At 54.9% G+C, this 18,271-nt stretch carries 13 protein-coding genes; 1 reads left to right on the forward strand and 12 read right to left on the reverse strand.

What is annotated here, in order from left to right:
- Positions 1–251 precede the first annotated feature (251 nt).
- The 8 genes from NTU47_10605 to NTU47_10640 form a co-directional block, all read right to left on the reverse strand.
- On the reverse strand, positions 252–1,511 hold the full coding sequence (locus NTU47_10605) for a Xaa-Pro peptidase family protein (protein MCX6134250.1): 1,260 nt from the start codon (positions 1,509–1,511) through the stop codon (positions 252–254).
- 60 nt (positions 1,512–1,571) lie between these two features.
- Positions 1,572–2,909, reverse strand: coding sequence for a family 43 glycosylhydrolase (locus NTU47_10610; protein MCX6134251.1), 1,338 nt, complete (start codon positions 2,907–2,909; stop codon positions 1,572–1,574).
- Between the two features lie 44 nt (positions 2,910–2,953).
- A complete protein-coding gene (locus tag NTU47_10615) occupies positions 2,954–3,466 on the reverse strand; it encodes a hypothetical protein (GenBank protein ID MCX6134252.1) in 513 nt (170 codons plus the stop codon).
- A 209-nt stretch (positions 3,467–3,675) separates the two neighbouring features.
- The gene (locus NTU47_10620; protein ID MCX6134253.1) at positions 3,676–5,067 is read right to left on the reverse strand and encodes a Gfo/Idh/MocA family oxidoreductase; all 1,392 of its coding nucleotides are present in this window, start codon (positions 5,065–5,067) and stop codon (positions 3,676–3,678) included.
- 35 nt (positions 5,068–5,102) lie between these two features.
- Positions 5,103–5,444 carry an L-rhamnose mutarotase gene (locus NTU47_10625; protein MCX6134254.1) on the reverse strand — a complete coding sequence of 114 codons (342 nt, stop codon included), beginning with the start codon at positions 5,442–5,444 and terminating at the stop codon, positions 5,103–5,105.
- Position 5,445: 1 nt separating this feature from the next.
- The gene (locus NTU47_10630) at positions 5,446–6,600 is read right to left on the reverse strand and encodes an adenylyltransferase/cytidyltransferase family protein (GenBank protein MCX6134255.1); all 1,155 of its coding nucleotides are present in this window, start codon (positions 6,598–6,600) and stop codon (positions 5,446–5,448) included.
- 124 nt (positions 6,601–6,724) lie between these two features.
- On the reverse strand, positions 6,725–9,049 hold the full coding sequence (locus NTU47_10635) for a hypothetical protein (protein ID MCX6134256.1): 2,325 nt from the start codon (positions 9,047–9,049) through the stop codon (positions 6,725–6,727).
- Between the two features lie 52 nt (positions 9,050–9,101).
- A complete protein-coding gene (locus tag NTU47_10640) occupies positions 9,102–11,165 on the reverse strand; it encodes an alpha-L-fucosidase (GenBank protein MCX6134257.1) in 2,064 nt (687 codons plus the stop codon).
- 200 nt (positions 11,166–11,365) lie between these two features.
- Here NTU47_10640 and NTU47_10645 point away from each other — a divergent pair, with 200 nt between their 5' ends.
- Positions 11,366–12,205: an SDR family oxidoreductase gene (locus NTU47_10645; GenBank protein MCX6134258.1), complete on the forward strand. Its 840-nt coding sequence runs from the start codon at positions 11,366–11,368 to the stop codon at positions 12,203–12,205.
- 101 nt (positions 12,206–12,306) lie between these two features.
- On the opposite strand, the gene NTU47_10650 is transcribed toward NTU47_10645, so the two are convergent.
- From NTU47_10650 to NTU47_10665, 4 genes are all read right to left on the reverse strand, one after another.
- Positions 12,307–15,666, reverse strand: a complete 3,360-nt coding sequence (locus NTU47_10650; GenBank protein ID MCX6134259.1) for a hypothetical protein — start codon at positions 15,664–15,666, stop codon at positions 12,307–12,309.
- Between the two features lie 174 nt (positions 15,667–15,840).
- On the reverse strand, positions 15,841–17,544 hold the full coding sequence (locus NTU47_10655; protein ID MCX6134260.1) for a GspE/PulE family protein: 1,704 nt from the start codon (positions 17,542–17,544) through the stop codon (positions 15,841–15,843).
- 3 nt (positions 17,545–17,547) lie between these two features.
- Positions 17,548–17,856 (reverse strand): zinc ribbon domain-containing protein, encoded by a 309-nt coding sequence (locus tag NTU47_10660; protein ID MCX6134261.1) that lies wholly within the window; start codon positions 17,854–17,856, stop codon positions 17,548–17,550.
- Positions 17,853–18,251, reverse strand: a complete 399-nt coding sequence (locus NTU47_10665; GenBank protein MCX6134262.1) for a response regulator — start codon at positions 18,249–18,251, stop codon at positions 17,853–17,855. The genes NTU47_10660 and NTU47_10665 overlap by 4 nt, the downstream gene beginning before the upstream one ends.
- Between the last annotated feature and the right edge of the window lie 20 nt (positions 18,252–18,271).

The following is an 18,271-nucleotide window of genomic DNA, read 5'->3' on the forward strand; positions in this document are numbered from 1 at the left end:
GAAGAATAGAGCAGATACGGCTGGCAACTGAAGGTACGGCGTAAGTATCGAATTATCCAGCGATTGTAGGCTCTCCTCCAGATTTCCATCGATGCTCATCACTACATGAACGTGCTCGTGCACGCATCGAGTTCCGACAAGAAATCGAAGATCAATCAGTTCGGAGCGCACCTGCCGGGCGAGGTGATACTCCGCTCAGCGGCTCAGACACGGTTCATCGTCGTTTTGGTGACCCAAAACAACGGAAACAGCTACGCTTCGCCAAAGGGCTTGTCGATTGCTGTTGCTTCCATTCCACCAAAGAAACGGCCCCCATCTTCGGTAACCACGAAGCAATCCTCGATCCTGATGCCGAATTCGCCGTAGATGTAGATTCCCGGCTCATCACTGAACGTCATGCCAGTCTGCAGTTTGAGCTTGTTCTCTTTCACGAGGTAGGGGAATTCATGACCGTCCATGCCGATTCCGTGCCCGAGACGGTGGGCAAAGTATTTGTACCCCGGACCGTATCCTGCATCTTCAATCACCTTCCGGGCGGCACGGTCGACCTCTTCACACGGGACGCCCGGTCGGGCCGCTTTCAGGGCAGCTGACTGAGCTTTCTTCACGATATCCCAAACTGCTTTTTGCTTGTCGGTGGGCTTTCCAAATACGACCGTCCGGGTGACATCCGATTGGAATCCCTCGACGCTGCATCCACCGTCCACCATAACAACGTCTCCGTCATGGAGCGTACGTTGAGCCCGCGATCCATGGGGGAACGCGGTGCTCAAACCGAACTGAGGTCCGCCGCTCCCTCTGACACCCATCTGCTGATGAGCAGAACTGATGGCGCCCGAAAGATCGCGCGGGGACATGCCTTCCTTGATTTGTTTGAAGCCTTCAGCATATGCGAGCTTGGTGATCTTGTTCGCAAGTTCCATATACGCAAGTTCTTTCGGAGACTTGATGCCCCTGCACCCTTCGCTGATGACCGCTCCATTGACGAGTTCCAGTCCCGGAACTTCCTTCTTGAGTCCGAAGCCAACGAAACTCCGCGTCGCAGGAGCAATGCCGAGCCTTCCTGATGCGGCACCAAGATCCTTCATCACTCCGCCGATCAACTGAAACGGATTCTCATGTTCCTCCCAGGTGCGAAGCTCCTGTTCCTTCGGTATCATTTCCCTGGCGCTCTCTGCCTCGAAGGCAGGCCAAACCCAGATTGTCTTTCCTTTGCGATTGATGATCCCTCCGAACGTCCTTTCGCTGAGGAACCAGTTGACGTTCGTGAAGTAGCCAAGATCAGATCCGCCACTCACGAACAATGCATCCATGTTCGTTTTCGCCATCAGTTTCCGGGCCTGCTCCAAACGCTCTTCATAGTCTTCCGGCGTCAGGGGTTTCACACCCGATACCATGTTCTGAAGCTTGGCCTCCTGCGAAGACGAGGTGTTTGCGAACAGGCTGCTGGCAAATCCGGCTGCCGAGATGGACAAGCCTCCGACTTTCAGAAAACTCCGGCGTGAGATCATGCTCTGTGCTCCTTCTTATTACCCTGGTGGAAAATGATAGTTCAAATCTGTATGCCCATCTCAGTTGAACTTGAGCCAATCGATCGAGAACATCTGGCTGCCCTTCCCAAAGAACTGAAGCCACAGCGCGTGTACCCCCGCAACAGGTTCAACATCAAACGTCAGAGTCTGCCACTCTTTCGTTCCCTTCGTCCCGGGAATAGTGATATTGGCCAGTCTCTTGTGCCACGGCTGGTCGATGGCAACGACAATCCGTCCCCCGTTTTCACCCGGAGCGACGCGAAGAGAAATGCTCTTCACACCCGCCTTGAAGTCCACATATTTGAAAACCGCCTTGTCACCGTTCCCCATTCCTGCAAGCTCTTCGTTATCGGATGCGAACGCCTGGATTCTGACGTTGCCATACAAAAGGCACGCTCGTTCAGCATCGATCGTGGAAGTGGCAGGCAGGGGATCGCCGGCTCCCTGGGAGGTCATTTCAACTTCCGGGATCGATCCGTCTGGATTGAACCGGATCGGTTCGATACATGCTTTCCTCATCGTGTTGCAGCCGTGCGTGGAGCGATGATAGAGAACGTACCACTTCTCCCTGAATTTCACAATGGAGCCATGGTTATTCCAATTGCCCGGGTCGCAATGGTCGTTGTCGACGATGACTCCGCCGTACTTATATGGACCGAACGGTGACGTGCTGGTTGCATAACCGATACACGTCGGCATTTCGGACCGGCTGATGTCGGAATAGATCAGATAGTAGATGCCGTTTCGTTTGGCAAGGAATGCACCTTCGTGAAAAAAATGTTCTCCTTCCGTCAGCACGCTATCTTTGATTGTCGACAGATCCAGTTCGCGCATGGTGGGCTTCATTTTCGCCATTTTCATGGTGAATTGTCCCCACAGATAGTACGCCTGGCCGTCATCGTCGATGAACAGCGACGGATCGATCTGGTTTTGTCCGCCCAGATCGAGCGCCTGACCATGTTCGAAGGGACCCGTTGGGCTCGTGGATGTCGCAACCCCTTCCGGCACCTTGCGACTTGGCTGGCAATAGTAGAGATAGAAAGTGTCTTTCTTCACCGCACAATCAGGGGCGAAGAGAAGATCGTCGTTGTATGAGACGGCGTCTCCGTCTCCCTTCGAGGAGAAGGCATTCCGGTAGATTTTCCAGGTCTTTAGATCATCCGTCACAAGGACGTGATGTTTCCACGAACAGTAGTACTGCGGGCTTTCATCCAACGAACCGTAGATATACATCTTGCCGTCCGGCCAAACGTGTGCCGAAGGATCTGCAATGTAGACGCCGGATGGCGTGATCGGATTTTGAGAAAACAACCCACCGCTCATCAATACGAAGAGAGAAGCGATGATTCTCAGCAGCCTGTCTCGCAGAGTGTTCATAGAGAAATTCCAACGCTGGAGATCACAGTGAGCACACGAAGTCACTACTTAGAGGGATCCGCTCTCTTCAGAACGACTCGCTGGAGATTGTTCACCGAGTAATTAGTGACCCCTCCCCCTGTCGGGGGCTCCTTCTTGCCCGATGTCACTTCAAAAATCAGCTCATTGCCAATCAGATCGTAGGTGGCAGTGAGCATCGTGTTCTGTACTTCAAAGACGTTATACATCTTGTTCCCAACGAGATAGGTGGTTAGTTCAACGCCTTCCCCCTCATCGGTGACGTACATTCCCTTGGCGGCATCGATAGTTCGCAGCGTATAGTCCTTTATCATCGGTTGTTTCGCAGAGTGATACTCTGTTCTCCAGATGTAGCTCCCCTGCCTGGCCGAGGGTTTGATCGTCATCGTGACGGATACGCTGTCAACAGTCTTGCCCAGCCTGTAGATCTGCATCATGCCCTTCCAATCGCCAATCCAGCGCGCGTCCAGTTGGGCATAGGAAGATGACGTGAGTGTCACGATGGCTGCAAGGAGGCAAACGAGATCGTTCTTTCTCATCTTAGGTCGGATTGGAGAGTCCGTGCATATTTCGCATCAGATTTGTCCTCATTCAAGCCTTCACCGCATCTGACAAAGAACTCATATTCACCGTCAGAATCCACACGAATATTCTCAGTGGACCGGCAGAACCATGAGCATGAGCAATTTGAGAGGGGACGTCGGTCTCACCATATTGTTCATACGTGCTGAGCCCATGAAAGGCAAGTTCAACTCATTTTTACAGCCATCGTCTTTCCTCCATGACGGCTTTCCTCAGCTTTGAACGCCATCAGATGGCTTTCCATGGATTCCTGGATCGTGGACGTAAGCACTTTCGCATCCTTCGTGCTCACTGCGTGAATGAAATCATGCAGCAAGCCATAGTCGCCGCCTCCGTGACCGGATTGGACTTTGATCGCCGCGCTGGCGTCCCAGGTTTTCGTTTTGCGAGTGCTGAAGTCGAACACGGTCAAGATGTTCTCATCACCCACGATGTCCCCTTTCGTACCCATGACGCGAGTGCGCCGCCCGGCGTAGGAGGTCAGAGCCTCCATCGAGAATGCTGCAGTGATATTTCCCCCGAATTCGAGATTCGTGATCTGATGATCGACGACGTCGTTGTCGCAATGGAACACGCAGCGGCCGTACGGGCCTTCTGTGAGGTGTTTCATGATTGCCGGCCCCTGATCTCCTTCTGCGGGAAGATCCAGGTGTGTGAGCCACGTGCGATTGCGGTAATAGATCTTCAGCGCCGAGAACGGGCAGGTTGACTCCACTTTGCAGCCGCCCGTACAACGCATGGTGGATCCTTCCGGCGCGTGCGCCTTGTTGAAGAATGTGAGCGACCCAAACGAAGATACTCTCGTGCACTGCTTGCCGATCATCCAGCGCAGAATGTCGAGATCGTGGCATGATTTGGCGAGAATCATGGGATTCGATTCTTTTGTGTTTCTCCAATTGCCCCGGACGAACGAGTGCGACATGTGGACATGCTCAACCGGCTCCAGGTGCTGGATGCTGACAACTTCCCCGATCTCGCCGGAATTCATGATCTCTTTGAGTTTTCTGAAATACGGAGTATAGCGCAGCACATGGCATATTGCGACAATCCTCTGCGCCTTCTCGGTGAGCTTCATGATGTCGTTGCACTCTCTCCACGACTGGGAAATCGGTTTCTCAAGCACCATATCATATCCCATTTTGAGTCCGCCCATGGCCGGGCCGTAGTGCAGGTGGTCCGGCGTTGTGATGATCAGCGCATCGGCGAACTTCGGCACTTTCAGCGCGTGTTCCCACGTCACCCACTGATGCTGCTCCGGTATTTGATACTTCTTCGCAAATCTGTTCCTCCTGAACTCGTTAGGCTCTGCCACGCCGACGATCTTCAACTCGTCGGGGAATTTCAGACTGTACCCGGAGTACACATTGCCCCGGTTCCCGGCGCCAAGGACGATGGCCGTCAGCGGCCGATCCGGTTTCCACGAATCCATGTCCTGTGGAATGGAGAGCATTTCCGGCTCAGATGCGCTTGCTTCTTTGGCGTGCAAGAACGGAGCTCCCAGCGCGAGGAGAGACCCTTTCTTCAACAAATCTCTTCTACTGATTCGATGGTCTTTCATGCAACCTCCATTGAGCAATGGTGACGAGAAGATGATTACGGCAACTTGAAAACTCTTTCCATCGGGAGCCACTTTTCACCCGGCTTCGCATCCGGGAGCGGCTCCTGAAACTTGGCCACGAATGTTTCCCATTCTTTCTGGCGCGGCAAGGTGCCAAGCCGCTTCATCGCAGCATCGAAATCTACGCTTGCTCCGGCCTCGACAATCATGAACATCCTCGTGCCGCGCAGGTAGATCTGCATATCCTCAAGACCTACGTCCCGGATTCCACGCGTTATCTCCGGCCAGATGTTTTTGTCTTCATGCCAGTATTTGTATTGGCGAATCAGCTCCGGGTCGTTCTTCAGGTCGAGCGTCAGGCAATAGCGTTTGGTCATGTCAGTCACTCCCTTGTTTTCGGCGGATCTTGACTTGAATCGTGTTCTCGATTTTGTTCTCTGCGATGAGGATCAGATATCCTCCCCCGCCGGCCCCCGAGAGCTTCCACCCGAGCGCATGTGATTTGTAGCGATCGATCACTGACATGATCGCGTCATCAACCATATGGGGAAACATCGCCACCTGAGCGTCAAACGAGTGAGTGAAGTATTTGCCAAACTGCACCAAGTCCCTCGCCAGGATCGCGTCCCAGCATTGATCTGTTGCTTCCGCGAGCCGCCGTGCTCCGCCCGCATCGATCTTCGTCCCTTCCAGCACGGAGAAGGTGCTCACCCGGGGCTCAAGCGTCAGCAGGAACAGATGGTCCTCAACGAACCCGAGGATAGGCTCATCATGAACCGATTCGATGCTCTGGGGCCAATAGCGGCCGTCATAATGCAGTTTGTTGAGGCCGGGCATCACGATGCCGAGGGCATCCTGGGAACCGGACACGATTTCTGTTCCCGGTGGATTCTCATACGCGAAGAGCGTCTTGGCAAGCTTCTCCTTGTCCCCTGCCGGAATATCAGTATGCCAGAGATCGATCGCGCGATGGCGGGTGCTCGAAGCCATGCCGCTCCGATCGTTGAACTCGATGGTTGGCTCGATCGAGATCGTGACGACGGCCCCCGGATGATGCTTCGCCACATACGGCTGATCAAGCCAGCCTCCGGCAAGATCGATCCGGAACGGGACGTTGCATTCCCGTTTCAACGCAGTTGTTGAACGCGGAGGGAGATCGCCATGCGGAATCCTCTTGCTGATGACGTACTGGAGGTTGTTCTTCCGGCAGAATTCCTCTTTTTCGGGAGTATGACCGTCCTCATTCACGAACAAAATATCCGCCGACAGCACATCTTCGTTCCCGACGAAGTCCATGATTCCCGAGCCGGCGTTCACTGTGCACCGGGTGACACACCGCAGCGCCTCGAGCATGTACTTTCGCTCATCCTGGTTGTTAATCGGATATCTTCCCTTGAGTCTGCCTACCGTCTCGTCCGACCCGATTCCAACGTGCACATCGCCATGTTCCGCCGCTTCGTTGAGAAACGCGACGTGACCGCTGTGCAGCATATCGAAACAACCTGTGACAAAAACCTTTTTTCTTCTTTCCATCGTCGTCCGAATTGAAAGATATTTCAGTATTCGATCTAACAGAAACTACATTGTGGAGCCTGGCTGAAACTCTAAACCATCTGTTCGGCATCAGCTCGATGCCGACGTCCGGTCGTCGCAAACTTCATTTCCGGGCATGGAACTCAATCGTCCCTCCTGTCTTCGCGTCGAACTCGAGGAATCCGGCCTTCTCACTGACAGGTCCAACCCCTTTCGAAGTCGTCTTGAAAGATCTCCGCACGAACGGATTCACCATCTTCACCCTTCCGCCTTTTTCGGCAACGACTCTCACAATGCTGACATTCCCCTCTGTCTGGTGTGCCGAGACAAGGAGCGCACCTTCTGCGCGGAGACTGGTAAAGGAAACGTTCTTCCAGGAATCAGGGATCGCAGGAAAGAGCCTGACTGTTCCGTTCTGGCTCTGGAGAAGCATCTCCTGAATTCCCTGAGCACAGGCGAAATTGCCCTCGAGCGTGAATGGTCGGTACGTGAATTTGGATTTTCCGGTTCCCGATTGATCTCCGTTCACATGAAAACTATTGGGAAGACAGAAGCAGGTCGCAAATGTCCTGAGCGCCTCCGCCGCCTTCTCACCGTTTCGCGCACGTGCCCACATGCTTCCGAGCCACGAGTACGAGTATCCACACCACCAATCCGTACCGAGCCGCTCGAGATCTGCAAGCGAAGCGGAGATGCTCTGACGATCGCGCTCTCCGTTATCCCAATCAAGCAACCCAAGCGGATGAATTGCCATCAGGTGCGAGAAGTGGCGATGCGACTCCTTGAGCTCAATGCCGGGAGCGACGAGAAGCTTTCCGTTCGCAGGCGAGCGAGCCAGTTCAGGCCATTCGGACTGGATCTGTCTCCACCGCGCCGATTCTTCAGCATCTCCAAGCTCCAGAGCCAGTTCCGATGCCGCCCCGAACAGCCAGCGGATGAGCGCCAGATCGTAGTTCGTCGTGGAGCGGAACCACGCATCCACTCGGTTGTCGTTTATTTCCGGTGACGAACTCAGCGGGAGTTGCCTCCTCCCAAGGCTGTCCCGAACAGAAAGTTCTTCGAGATGAACGCCGACCCCCCGAATCCAGGGATATGCCCGCGTACGAAGAAACTCCCGGTCGAGGCTGTATTTCCAATGGAGATAGAAATGCTGGGAAAGCCACGCGGAGACCGTCGGAGAAAGCGAATACTGGATCCACCCGCCCATCGGTTCACCGGCAAGCGTCGAGACACCCGGGACGTTGAGCCCCGTCGTACCGAAATACTGCTTCGTGTACTGCTCGGCAACCGGCTTACACCACCAGAGCCAGTCCAGAAATGCGAGGCCTTCAGTGAGATGGTTGGAACTATACGCTGGCCAATAGCTCAGCTGCGTGTTGAGATCGTGGTGATAATCTCCTTTCCAGGGGGGCAGGCGGCTGTTGTCGGCTGTCCAGACAGCTTGCAGCGTAATCGGAGGCGCACCACGGCGTGAGGCGCTGCCGAACTTGTACATTTCCCGGTACCATTGGCTCTCGAGTATTGAATCGGGCAACTGGATGGCAGACTGACGCCAGTAACGATGCCACCACACCTTGTGTGTCCTGAGGTCCTCATCAAAGGAGATCTTGCCAGCCAACCGGACCATGCCCGTTGCCTTCCGCCCCTCATTCAATGAGAACGGATGGTTCGGCTGAATCTCCCATTCTCCTGTCAGGACGTTGTCCCTGATATCCGACCAACTGACGTGCACCGTGTACGAGAAACCGCCATAGCACTCCTGACGATAGAAGAGGTTCTTATCGCTCTCAATGACTTTTTCGGGCGGATATCCAAGCCGGCGCAGATCATTGCCGCCGGGACCACTGTTGCCGGAGTCCTTTGCAGTGTCCGGCAATGCGTACGGCGGGGGGATGAGTCGCGGTTTGATATTTCCTCTGAGACCAGTGATCCGGAACCAGCCGCGTTGCGCCGTGGCGTGGACGAAGGTCTGCAATTCAATGCCGGACTTCCATCTGATGACGCAGACGGCGTCATCGAGCCGGAGTTGAACGGCCACGACGTCATTGATGCCCGGAATCGGGAGTTCCAGGGCTGCACCCGGCAGTTTCGTCGGTGCTGCGTCCCGATCATAAGGCACGTCTCCCATCTCCTGCGCTTTTTTGTAATCCCCTTTCGTCGCCTGCTCGACCACCCACGCATACCTAAACTCGGGGCTTTCAAATTCCTTGATCTTCCGAAGATCCCACAAGTCGGCCCGGTCGAGCGACATTCGCAGGACGCTGTCCCTCTGCCAGACGAGCGCACCGATCATTCCATTCCCCAACGGTACGCCCTCATCCCAGGACTTGGCGAGCGACGTGAACCGCAGATCATGAGATCGGGAAGGCTTCTGCTTCTCCAGAGCAAACCCGGACTCGAGAAGCAGTATCAGCACCACAACTATGGAGCAGAATCCACGGCTATTCATGGGCGATCTCATTTCCCGAAAAAATGTGATCGAGGCAAGGCTCAGCGTTCATTTACTTCTGCTGATAGAACAGCATCGAAGCCGGAATCACCAGCTTTTCACCTTTGGGACCTTCGACGAAGACCTTCAAATCGCGTCCCCCTCCTTTTTGGAAATACTGGACACGAATCCCATGCAGACCGACGGCAAGTGCGACAACCCCCTTCACTTCACGATTGCCGTGCAAGCCATCATTGTCTGCTATCATCTTCCCGTCGACAAAGAGCCGGCTTCCGTCATCCGATTCTGTGGAGAATGCGTAGACTCCGTTTTCCGGAACTCTGATGAACCCGTTGAAGTCGAGACCGAAATACTCAGGTTGAGCCCCTAGAGAGATATCAAAGACTGATGTCACGCCTTCTTTCACCGGTTTGAGTTTGCCGAAATCCGGCAGGACGTTCCAATCTCCCTGATAGCACGAGTATTGTATCCCGGCCGCGAGACCTGCGATGTTCACAGCGGGATTTGGAGAGACCTTCGTGAACGTGGCAGACCCCGGGCCGCTCACCGGACTTCCGTCACAGAAACACCGTGCGGTCACAGTCGTTGTTTCCGTCACCCTGATTGGACCAGCCACCAGTTTGGAATTCGCTGTAGGAAGGCTCCCGTCAAGCGAGTACCGGATTTCAACTTTCTCCCGCTCCGATCCAACGCTGACATCCAGCCCATCGATGAACACTTCGAACTTCGCCCCGATTTTTGGCGGACTCGTCACATCGATATTTCCACGCACATCCAGCACGATGACACTGTTGATCGGATCGGGCGCCTTCCCCGGAACGTTGATCACGATGGCATCCTCCTGTCTGCGCACCAGAAGATGCTGTCGTTCCCGGTCGGCAAGGAGGTACGCGATCTTTGGCTCATTCAGGATTCCCGGTACCACCAGTTTTCCACTGGCAGGCCATTTGAAAACATGGAGATAGAGCCGTACGCCGCCATCGATGGTCTTCTGTGTGCAACGACCCCACTCGAGATTCTTGAAAGGACTTGCTTTGGTCTCATAGATCGCCTCACCGTTGACTTTCATCCAGTCACCAAGCTGCCCGAGGCGATCGATAGCAGGCTGAGGAAACACGCCTTCGGATGTCGGACCGATATTGAGGAGGAAGTTGCCCCCCTTGGAAGCAATGTCGGCCAGCTTCTGAACCAGGTCATCCGTTGATTTCCAGCGGTCATCGTGTTTGTTGAAGCCCCAATTGTCGTTCATTGTCATGCAGGTTTCCCATGAGACTCCCGACAACCCGGTCGCCGGGATTTCCTGTTCCGGCGTGCCGAAATCGCCAGCGAACTCACCGGCCTTGGTGAATCCTTCCATCCCCGATCGTCCGGCTCCGACGCGGTTGTTGATGATGATGTTTGGCTGCAGACTTCTCACATAGTTATAGAGTTCAGTCCCGTACTTCGTGTTCCAGGTTGACTCCCATTCCCCGTCGAACCAGAGCACGCCGATCTCACCGTAATTCGTCAACAGCTCCTTGAGCTGGTTCTTGAGATGCTGAAAATAGCGGTCGAACTCAGCTCCCGCGGCCGAACGATCCTTCTCCCATTCGCGCCGTGGAAGGTAATCGGGGTGATGCCAATCCATGATCGAATGATACCAGCAGATTTTGATTCCCTCCTTGTGGCACGCGTCTGCCAGCTCTTTCATGATATCGCGCTTGAACGGCGTCGACATGACATCGAACTCCGTGTACTTCGAGTCGAAGAGGCAGAAGCCATCGTGGTGCTTCGATGTGATGGTGATATATTTCATCCCTGCGTTCTTTGCCATCCGCACCCACTCAACGGCGTTGAACTTGACGGGATTGAATTGTCCGACGAACTTGTCGTACTCCGTGAGCGGGATCTGCGCCGTCGTCCGGATCCACTCGGCGTGGTTTGTGCTCCCCTTCCATTCACCTGCGGGGATGGAGTACAACCCCCAGTGAATGAACATGCCGAACCTTGCCTCACTCCACCATTGCATGCGCGCTTCGCGCTGCGCCTTCGTTTCCTGGAGATAGTCCCTCTGTTGTGGTTGTTGGGAACGCGCGACACAGATGACGGCGAAGAAGAGCGAAAAGAGGAGTCTCATGGGCGTGCCTTTCTTTTCTCATTGTGGCTCGCTGAATGAGCCGGGGCAAAAGACGTTTTGAAGACAAAGCAGAGAGGGTCTCGCTCCCGCCATGGAACGAATGGGAGCAGTTTCACTACGACCGCACTTGCGTGAGGCAAGTTGTGGCGCTATATTAGGCAAGAAAACCCAGTTAGTCAACAAAGTACAGGAGGGACCGAATGACCGACGGCAAGATATGCCTCATCACCGGCGCGACGTCCGGAATTGGCGAGGTCACAGCTCATTCTCTGGCCCGCCAGGGGGCAACAACTCTGATAGTTTCTCGAAACAAGGAGAAGGGAGAGAGAGTGCGGGCCGAGATTATTGAGAAAACAAGAAACGCGGATGTGCATGTCTACATCGCTGATCTCTCGTCACAGAGGGACATTCGAAAACTGGCGGGGCAAATCAAAACGGATCATCCGAGAATCGATGTCCTCGTCAACAATGCCGGCGGGATATTCGACAGGAGGATTCTGACGGTCGATGGCATCGAATTGACCCTGGCTCTGAATCACCTGGGGTATTTTCTTCTGACCAACCTTCTGCTCGAGATGCTTCGTGCCGCCCCTTCGGCCCGAATCGTGAATGTCAGCTCCCAGGCGCATCAATTCGGAACGATGAAATTCAGCGACATACAGTACGAACACGGCTATAACCCTATGAAATCGTATGCCCGATCGAAGGCTGCAAACATTCTGTTCACCTACGAACTTGCGCGCCGGACGCCCGGCACCACTATCACGGTCAACACCTTGCACCCCGGTTCGGTGCGGACGAACTTCGGAAAGCAACTCTCGGGGGTTGCAGGCTTCGTTTTCAAGCACCTCGATATCTTCATGAGAAGCGCAGAGAAAGGAGCCGAGACGGTCATCTGGCTCGCGTCGTCTCCGGAAGTGGAGGGAGTAACAGGCAAGTACTTCCTCGACGAGAAAGAGATCCGGTCGTCCAGGATTTCATATGACGAAAGCGTCGCTCATCGCCTGTGGGAAGTCAGTGCACAGATGACAGGGCTCTAGGTACGTGCCACGCACCTTCACGGTAGAAGTCCGATTTCTTGCTGGTTTCGCTGGGCAGAAGTCGGCCTTCTCAACTGGGTGCGTGGCACCTCACCTGCTTTCTACTTCGGATTCACTCGCACAAACACACTTCCATAAGCCGGAACTTCGATTCCCCCTTCGATTTGCCCGCCCGTAATCTCGAACGCATCACTCGCATGGATTGACACCGGCATGCTCTTGTTCCAGCGCAGCTTTGCCGACCGCTTCTGATCAGTCGGATTGTAGATGGTCAGAATCCAACCCGCGTTGTCAGGTATTGGCTTCGTCGAAAGAACGATGAGTCCCGCAGGCTCTATCTCATAGAGCGGCACTTCGGTCTTTCCATCTCCGCTTGCAGGCAATACGACGAGCCGCTGACGGCGCTCGATGCCGAACCTTGCTGCCTCAAGCTGGCTGTAGGCCCCGTGCGGCCTGACCGAGTATCGGAACACCATCTCCCCTTCCTGGTCTGCCTTGTAGTTTGTGTGCCAGTAGTTGTTCATTGCGTACGAATAGAAATTCTGTGCCGTGCTGATATCCCTCATCCAGGGCTTCTCCGCCGTGATGTCGCCGATCTCAATGAGCGGCACATCTGGCGTTGCCCACGTAACACCCCGCTGATCATTCGAGATGTCCACCCAACTCACAACCGAGAAGAAGTTCTTACACGCTCCCGCGAGTTGATCAACCTCAGGCCGCACGATGCCGTGCGCCACGTCGTACCGCAGGACTCCCTCGGGGAGGTCAAACGGGAAACCGATGTGGACCCCTTCCTTCGACCTGACCGCCAATTTGTCCAAACGATTGATGATATCGATCCGGTCGATGCCATCGATCACCCGAACCTCGTAGGAGTACTTCCTGCAGCCGGGCGCATCTGCCTCGACCATGAGTGACGAAACCAGCTTCCCCTTTTCCTTCACACCCACCTTTGCATTCGAAATCCGTCTGGCATCTGAGGGATCCTTGCCGGGGACATACAAAAACTCGTTCAGCCCTCTACCACGGTTGAGGTCGACAATCCGCAGGCCATTCCTTTTCCATTGGAAATCGTCGAGGGCGCCGGTCGTCTTGTTCACAGAGACCGAGAGGATATCGTTTTCGACGAGAGCACCAGAGGCATTGACGCTCCCCTCTGAAGCGGCAGTCCCCTTCTTCAGGGTGATCCGCGCTGAGCTCATGGGGCGCATGTTCTTCATGAGCACAGCCAGCTCACCTGTGGAAAGTCTTTGAGACGGTATTGGCTTCCCTTCTGCGTTCACGACTCGATCACCGATCGCGCTCTGATCCGGCGTGAAATAGAGGATGTCCGTTCTCGCCCACGATTGCGTGTTATAGACATCGAACACTCCATCCCTCTTCTGCTGATCCTGCGGCATTGGCTGTTGCTCGAGTACTTTCGAAAGACTATCAGCATCAAGGGCGAAGCGCCGCTTGATCTCCCACTGTCCCTTGACGAACGGTAGGTCAGGTTCCGAAATGCTGTTGTGCGCACCCCAGGTGTGTTCGTCGTAGAGAATCACATTCCGCCACGCCGACGCGAAGTCCTGCCGGGGGAACACTGCGGGTGCGCGCATCGACCAGAGGGCCTCATCCTGTATCAGCCTGTCTGCCGCGCGGCGATTGACGGCTGTCTCATACGCTGAGGAAGCCGCCCCATCTTCCCAGTAGGGAGTGAAGTCGCCGGAAAATGTCCGAAGCGTCGGGCCGTAGCGGCGCTCGAATTCCTCAAACAACTGGCGATGCGTTGCGATGATGAGGCGGGGCGAGGCGTACCGTTCGTTCCATTTCTGGACGTAGTCGGAGAGCTTGGGGTCCGGAGGCCCGTTGTCTCCACCTACCGTGTAGGGAAGTTGGACGATTTCATACGGATATTTCCGATCGTCAAGCTTCCTCAGGAGTTTGAATATCTTGTCGTCTCCGAGCTTGCTCAAATCCCCCTCATGAAAGCTGGCGTAGCTTTCGCCGGCAACCCAGGTGAGAACCTTCTCCTTGCCCGATTGCGACTGCCAGTAGAAGGGTTTGTCCCCCCACTCCTCTATCGTGAACCCGATGCGGTCCCCCGGATTCGGTGAAATGGAAAAGTACTTCACGCCTGATTGGGCGAGCGCCGGCACGATACCCCATGTGAAGCCGGGGATGTCGGACACGAGCGCTGTTGTGATAGGTACTGAATACTCAGACTGGAGAGTTCGTGCCCGCTCTGTGAAGTGATTCATCTCCACCGCGTTCGCCAACCCTGTCAGAATATTCGCATACAGTGCGTTGAGCCCGATGCTCCCGCTCCTGACCGCATCCATCACCTCCTTGCGCCTCGAGTCGGATGCCTGCTTCAGATATCCGTCAAGCGCCCAGACGACTTCCATGTTCCACTTGAACCGGGCATCCGGCGGGTAGTCCTTTGTCAGGGCTATCAGCCGTAACGCTTCATCGAGATTTCTCCATTGCTTTTTCTCGATGTTCGACTGCAGGTCGGTATAGCCGATGTCGTTGTGTGAGTACGAGAGAAAATAGATGTCGCGCTTGTTCACCGGCCGGATGGTGACAAACTTCCTGCTGACCGGATTGTCATTCACGTTGAAGGATACCGAGATCTCTCTTGATGACTGGACAGCTGGCACCGGAACAAAGAAAACGTTTGACCCGACACGCAGCGGCTCAGTGATCGAGCCTCCCCCCGCGGGGAGGAAGATCTGAATATCCCTTCCTGACCGCAGGTTGTCAAGACTCAACCTCAGGACCTGTGACCGACCCGTTTGCTCGCGCAACACGACCGGCTCCATTCGGATGCGTGGCTCGAAGCTGAAGCTGTATTGAAACGTCATGAACCAGTCGTCGCTCCGGTCATCCTCGCCGAGCACTTGCAGAACCAGGGGCTTTCCGGGAACGACAAGCTTCTTGGGGATGTCCAGATGCATTGTCCCGAAGAGGTCACCAACCCTATCGACTGTCACGGTCTCAAAAGACAGTTGAGCCCCATTCGCGGCTTTCACGTTCCATGATTTCGCTGTTGAGTCCTTCAGGTTTTTGAACGTAAACCAACGCTCACCGTTGACGCTAAGGTGGAACAGATGCGGCCCCTCCGCGTTTTGAAACCCGGCGTGTTCCAGACCTGCAATCCAGATAAATCGATAGTGGTCACCGGCATAGATATCAGGAATCGTATCCGTCTCCCACGAAATGGAGCGGACTTCCTTACGAGCCCGTACCAGAAGAGCGACGTCGGCGTCGGGATGAGACGAACGATACGAGATGAGCTGGCCGGAGAGCGTCTTACGATAGCCGTTGAGAAACGTGCCCGCATCGATCGGGTTCAGCGAATCGACAACCTGCCGGATGTTGATCCGGATTTCCTGCGCGGACTGTTGAGGATTGGCCTGAAGAAGAGACGGTACGATCGCAAACGCGAACAGTGTGATTCGGATTCGGTGCGTACTCATGGTAAAGCTCCACGTGTGGGACATCGCCTGGTGCGGCCTGAACTCTTGATATGGAATTTAGCGGATGCTGAGAAGCGCGGTGTGCTGCACATCAACGGTGTATCTGGCGGAGTGAAAACAGGGGGCTCGATCGGCCGCACAGGATTCGTCGCGGGTCAACCTGCGTGATCACCATCAGTTGCGGCGTGTCACGCGCAGCACTTCTTCGAGCGACGTGATGCCCGCAAGGGCCTTCTGCAATCCATCAAAGTACATCTCCCGGAACCCACCCTTGACCGCAAGGGCCCTGAGTTTTGTCGTCGTAACCTCACTGGAGATCAGGTCGCGCATGTCATCGGTTACGGCAAGAACTTCGTGCATTGCCACACGGCCTTTGTAGCCGATGCCGTTGCAGGAACTGCATCCCCGGGGCCGGAACAGGGTTGTGCCGAGCGGGAGGTTGAGTAATCCTGAAGATTCAAGTTTAGTACTTTCAGGCTCGTACTCTTCGTAGCATCGGACGCAGAGTTTCCTCACCAACCGCTGCGCCAACACACCGATGATGGACGCGCTGACCCAAAAGGGTTCCACACCAAGGTTGATCATACGCGGGATCGCTCCAATGGCGTCGTTGGTGTGCATGGTGCTGAGGACAAGATGTCCCGTCAGCGCTGCTTCGGTGGCAATCGTTCCGGTTTCAGCATCGCGGATCTCGCCGATGAGAACAACGTTTGGATCCTGGCGGAGGATCGCCCTGAGTGCCGCGGCAAAAGTCAGACCACGCTCGGCGACAACCTGCACCTGGTTGATGAGATCGAGCTTGTATTCCACCGGATTCTCGACCGTCGTGATGTTCCGGCCGACGTTTTTCATCTCATTCAATCCGGCGTACAACGTCGTCGTCTTGCCGCTGCCCGTCGGACCCGTGACAAGCACGATGCCGTTCGGAACCGTCAGCAAGGAACGAAACTTGACGAGATTCTCCTTCGAGAAGCCGAGGTTGTCGAGACTCAGGATCATCGATGTCTTGCTCAGGAGCCGCAGCACCATCTTCTCCCCATACAACAGAGGGAGCGTGTTGATTCGGACATCGAACACCCGATCGGCGAACGTGAGCGTGATTCTTCCGTCAAGCGGTATCGTCCGCTCGAACATATCCATACCTGCCCGCGCTTTGATGACTGCGATGAGTCCCTGGTGATATGACATCGGCAGTGAGACGATCCGCTGAAGAACGCCGTCAACCCTGAAGCGGATCATCAATTCCTCTTCTCCCGGCTCAATATGAATGTCACTCGAACCTGACTTCGCCGCGCGAAGAAGCAATTCGTCCACCATCTTTGACATCGACGCTTCGGTCTCGAGGTCCATGCCGCGCACTGACGTGCCTGTACCACGATTACGCATATCGTATTTCGACAGGTCGAGCGATGAGCCAATCCGTTCAAGCTTGTCCAGGGCACCGCCATATTTCTGGAACGCTGCCTCGAAGTCGGAGATTGTGGTCACCACGGGGAGGACGCGCCCACCTGTGATTCTTTGAAGCTCATTGCGGTCGGTTGGTGAAAGCGGATCAATGACAGCAACCGTCAGCTCAAGGCCGATCTGGAACACGGGAATTGCGCGGTATCGGAGAATCTCGTCTTCGGTGAGTACGTTGGAAGGGGCAGTTTCGATTTCGGTGGCGATTTTCATGCGTGCCAAGCCGAAAGCTTTGCAGATGCCTTTGACGATGTCGTCTTCCGGCACAGAGAGAATTTCAATCAGGCTCCGGGCGATTCCCTTCTGGCGCGCCGTTTCTTCAAGTATCACGCGCTTCGATTCAACCTGGTCCGCCCGAAGGATTTTCTCCGCAACGAGCACATCCAGCAGTTGTTGTTGCTCGCGTGTGATGGCCATGCCTTATCCGAAAAGTTTGTCGACGTCGTCCTGGTTCAGTGTTTTCGAGGCAATCTCCTCTTTCCTGACCAGCCTTCGCAGCACCAGGAGTTCCTCGATATCTTGCCGGGAATACTGTTTTACGGGAATCGGTTGTCGAGATGTGGGTTCGCCGGCTGCAGCCGCGAGGGGCTGGCCGCATGCCCTGCAGAATCGATCGTCGGGCGGGGAAAGGAAACCGCACTCGCCGCATGCTTTCTCCAGCACCGACCCGCAGGAACTGCAGAATTTCGCGCCGGACGGATTCTCGACACTGCAATGAGGACATGTCATGAGCTTGCCTTCGTGCGAGCCTCCAGAATGGCCACAACCTTCTGAGCGACTTCCTGAAGCTTCGCTTCCTCGAACGGCTTCATCAGATAGAGATCTGCGCCGCTCTCTTTGAACTGAAGAACTTTGTCACGCTCCGAGAGAGAGGAAGTCACTACGACGATCGTGGAGGGGCTTTTTTGCTTGATCGACCGAAGAACTGTCAGGCCGTCCATTTCAGGCATGATGCCATCAAGGAACACGACATGAGGATTGAAGGTGTCAAACTTCTGCAACCCCAGTTTTCCATTCTCTCCGGTCTCGACAGACTCAAACCCGAATCGTTTCAGCAATTTCGTTATGAGTATGCGAAAGTGGGGTGAATCATCAATAGCGAGGACGCGATAAGGGAATGCCATAGTAGGCGAACCAGAGTTTA

The organism is Ignavibacteriales bacterium, from assembly GCA_026390595.1.
Classification (GTDB): domain Bacteria; phylum Bacteroidota; class Ignavibacteria; order UBA10030; family UBA10030; genus UBA9647.